The sequence below is a fragment of the Acidovorax sp. HMWF018 genome (genome assembly GCF_003061035.1).
GTDB classification, from domain to species: Bacteria; Pseudomonadota; Gammaproteobacteria; order Burkholderiales; family Burkholderiaceae_C; genus Acidovorax; species Acidovorax delafieldii.
This window is the reverse complement of the sequence record NZ_QAIM01000280.1, coordinates 1-3,566: the sequence shown is the minus strand read 5'-3', so window position 1 is coordinate 3,566 and position 3,566 is coordinate 1. Positions and strand designations below refer to the sequence as shown.

3 protein-coding genes are annotated in these 3,566 nt (G+C 69.0%); all 3 read right to left on the bottom strand.

Going from position 1 to position 3,566, the window contains the following annotated elements; genetic code table 11:
* Positions 1–204 precede the first annotated feature (204 nt).
* On the bottom strand, positions 205–1,317 hold the full coding sequence (hemE, locus tag DBR23_RS10530; RefSeq protein ID WP_099729142.1) for a uroporphyrinogen decarboxylase: 1,113 nt from the start codon (positions 1,315–1,317) through the stop codon (positions 205–207).
* A 101-nt stretch (positions 1,318–1,418) separates the two neighbouring features.
* Positions 1,419–3,002 carry an MFS transporter gene (locus DBR23_RS10525; RefSeq protein WP_108498212.1) on the bottom strand — a complete coding sequence of 528 codons (1,584 nt, stop codon included), beginning with the start codon at positions 3,000–3,002 and terminating at the stop codon, positions 1,419–1,421.
* Positions 3,003–3,137: 135 nt separating this feature from the next.
* On the bottom strand, positions 3,138–3,566 hold a 429-nt coding region (locus tag DBR23_RS10520), incomplete at its 5' end, for a MarR family winged helix-turn-helix transcriptional regulator (RefSeq protein WP_108498211.1).

The following is a 3,566-nucleotide window of genomic DNA, read 5'->3' as shown; positions in this document are numbered from 1 at the left end:
GTGTGGGGCGGCTGGCGGCCCAGGTCGCGCCAGAAAAAGGCGCGCACGCAGTCCACGAGAGTACAGGGTGGGGATTGCAGGGCCGAGGCGGGCAGTGCCTGCGGGCCAGTGGGGGACTCCGCTGGCGGCGGTACGGGGTGTTCCGTTGCCATCACCTGGTCCCTGCGCGGCGTGCCGGGCGGTCTGGATGCCTCGCCCGGGGTGTCAGCCCTGGCGCTGCGCGCGCGAGTGGCTGTGCACAGCCTCCACCAATGCCGCCACATGCTCGGGCGGGGTGAACTGGCTGATGCCGTGGCCCAGGTTGAAGATGTGCGTGGGGCCGGTGGTGTTGCGGTCGGTGTGGGGCTTGCCAAAGCTGTCGAGCACGGCATGCACCTGGGTGACGATCTGCGCAGGCGGCGCAAACAGCACGTTGGGGTCGATGTTGCCCTGCAGCGCCTTGCCGGGGCCGCCCACCTGGCCGCCGACGATGGCGCGCGCCTTGCCCAGGTTGGCCGTCCAGTCCAGACCCAGCACCTCGCAGTCGATGTCCTTCATGTCCTCCAGCCAGATGCCGCCGCCTTTGGTGAAGACAATGCGCGGCACATCGGTGCCATCCACGCCGGTGCGCTTGAGCTGTGCCAGCACGCGCTTGGTGTAAGCCAGGCTGAACTCCTGGAAAGCACCGTCGGCCAGCACGCCGCCCCAGCTGTCAAAAATCATCACAGCCTGTGCGCCCGCGTCGATCTGGGCGTTGAGGTATGCGGCCACGCTGTCGGCATTGATGGCTAGGATGCGGTGCATCAGGTCGGGGCGGGCGTACATCAGGCTCTTGACCAGGCGGTAGTCGTCCGATCCCTTGCCCTCGACCATGTAGCAGGCCAGTGTCCAGGGGCTGCCCGAGAAGCCGATCAAAGGAACACGCCCATTGAGCGCCTTGCGGATGCTGGTGACGGCGTCGAACACGTAGCGCAGCTTGTCCATGTCGGGCACGGCCAGCTCGGCCACGGCCGCTTCGTCGCGCACCACCTTGGCAAAGCGCGGGCCTTCGCCCTCGGCAAACGACAGGCCCAGGCCCATGGCGTCGGGCACGGTCAGGATGTCACTGAACAGGATGGCGGCGTCGAGTGGGAAACGCTCCAGCGGCTGCAAGGTCACTTCGGTGGCGTAGTCCACGTTCGTGGCCAGGCCCATGAAGCTGCCCGCCTGGGCGCGCGTGGCCTTGTACTCCGGCAGATAGCGCCCCGCCTGGCGCATGAGCCACAGGGGCGTGTAGTCGGTGGCCTGGCGGCGGCAGGCACGCAGGAAGGTGTCGTTGGCAAGGGGGGCGAAGGTCATGGTGCGATTGTCGCAGGCAGTCCGCCGGCCTCGGCACCCGATCCGGCTGCGGAAGTTGACGCGCATCAAGCCGAAACCACGACGGGTCGGCTCAAGGGCATCTATCGCTCTGCAATGTAGTGCGACATCCGCACGACTTCGCCCGGCGCCAAAAACGCACGCACTTCGGTCTCCAGGGCCTGGTCGGCCATGGTGGCGCGGGCGCGCTGGTGCAGGTAGTCGGCCCAGGACTCGACGATGAAACGCTCCACATACCGCGATGGCTCGCCCAGGTCCTTGTAGATGCGCCAGAAGGTGGCGCCGTCGCGTCGGCGCGGGGCCTTCATGCGGCTGATGGTGTCGAGGAAGGCAGCATCGGTGCCGGGGGCGATGCGGTAGCCCACTTCCACGGCCACGGGGCCCGCTTCGGGCAGGGGCTCGGCCTCGATGAAGAGTTCGTCCCAGGGCGTGGCCTGGGTCACCTCATGCAGCGCGCCCATGCGCAGCGGCATGGGGCGGGCCAGCAGCAGGCCCGCGCCCATCAGCGCGGCGGCCACACACAGGGTGGGCATGAGTCCGATCAGGTCCGAGGAGGCGCCCCAGAAGGCCGAGCCCATCGCAAACGCGCCCAGCGCCGCCACCATGTGCATGGCCACGGCGCGCGAGCGCACCCACTGCGGGGCGCTGGCCTGCGTGGCGGTGTTGAAGGTGGACATGGCCGACATCCAGGCAGCGCCCGCGAACAGCATGGCGATGTAGACCACCCAGGCAATGTGGGTCAGCGCCGCCACCAGCATGGCCACCGCAAACACCACACCACCGGCGCCGACGATGGCCTCCAGCCCAAAACGCGCGCGCAGCCGCCCCAGCACCAGGCCGACCGCCACAGCGCCCGTGCCCAGGCAGCCCATGAGCAGACCAAAACCCTGTGCACCTGTGCCGAGCTGGCGCTGCGCAATCACCGGCAGCAGCGCCCACAGGGCCGAGCCCGCTGCGCTGAAAGCCATCACGCGCACCAGTTGAGCGAGGATCATGCGCGAGTGCCAGGCAAAGCGCAGGCCGCTCAGAGTGCCGCCCCACAGGCGTTCGGCGGGCAGCTTGGAGGGCGGGTGCGCCTTGGGCGGCCAGCGGCGGATGGACTCCCACATCACCAGCGTGGTGGTCACCGTGACGGCAAAGACCCAGCCCGCGCCCAGCTGCGCAAACACCAGGCCCGCCATCGTGGGCCCCACAGCGCGCGCGGCGTTGTAGGCAATGCTCACGGCGGTGATGGCCTGGGGCCATTCGTCACGCGGCACGGGGTCGATGACCGACGAGTTCCACGCGGGTGTGAGCACTGCCGTGCAGCAGCCGCAGATGAACACCAGAAGCAGCACCGACGCCGGGCCACTCCAGCCCCCCAACGTCAGCAGCGTGAGCAAGGCGCACGCCCCGGCCTGTGCCAGCAGTGCGCCCGATATCAACCGGCGCCGGTCGGTCGTGTCTGCCAGCACGCCGGCAGGGAGGGCCAGCAAAAACATGGGCATGAACACCGCCGTCTGCACCAGAGCAGCCAGGAACGACGAACCCGTGAGTTCCACCATGAGCCAGGCCGCCGCCATGCTCTGCATGCCGCTGCCCACAAAAAAGATGCCGCCACAGATCCACAGGCCCCGGAACGCGGGTTGGCGCAAGGGGCTCCACAAAGAGGTCGAGTGCTGGGACATGGAGGGTGGGCGTTGGGTGTGCGTGGGCCGTTGTGGGACGTGGGGGCGCTGGTGCGCCTTGGGCTGGTAGCTCAGGGCGGGTTTGAGGATATCGCCGGTTCCCCGTTTTGGCGCAACTCCATTCTGCAAACCCCCTCAATCCACATGCCGCCCACCCCGCAGCCGGTAGGTGCGCGGCACGTCGGTGCGGGTGGCGACCAGCGCCTCGGCACGCTGCTGCATGTCGGCCAGGGCCTGGTCCAGCCCAGCCACCGCCTCGGCACTGAGGCCCGCCAGCAGCTCCTGGTTGAGCGCCTTGACCTGCGGAAACAGTTCGTCGTGCACGGTCTGGCCCGCCGCTGTGAGCGACAGCCGGGCCTGGCGCCGGTCGCCGGGCATGGCGTCGCGGGTGATGAGCTTCTTGGCCAGCAGCGAGGTAATGGCGCGCGAGGTGCGCGCCCGGTCCAACCCGAGGCGTTGGGCCAGCTCGGCCGGGGGCATGCCGGGGTGCTGCGCCAGCATCATCATCAGCCCCCACTCGCGGCGGGTGATGCCGTAGCCGCCTTCGCACAGCCGCACCACCAG

Excerpts from the sequence above, each read along its gene's own strand:
- DBR23_RS10525 (WP_108498212.1), bottom strand. The coding sequence starts at position 3,002 with ATGTCCCAGCACTCGACCTCTTTGTGGAGCCCCTTGCGCCAACCCGCG.
- hemE (WP_099729142.1), bottom strand. The coding sequence starts at position 1,317 with ATGACCTTCGCCCCCCTTGCCAACGACACCTTCCTGCGTGCCTGCCGC.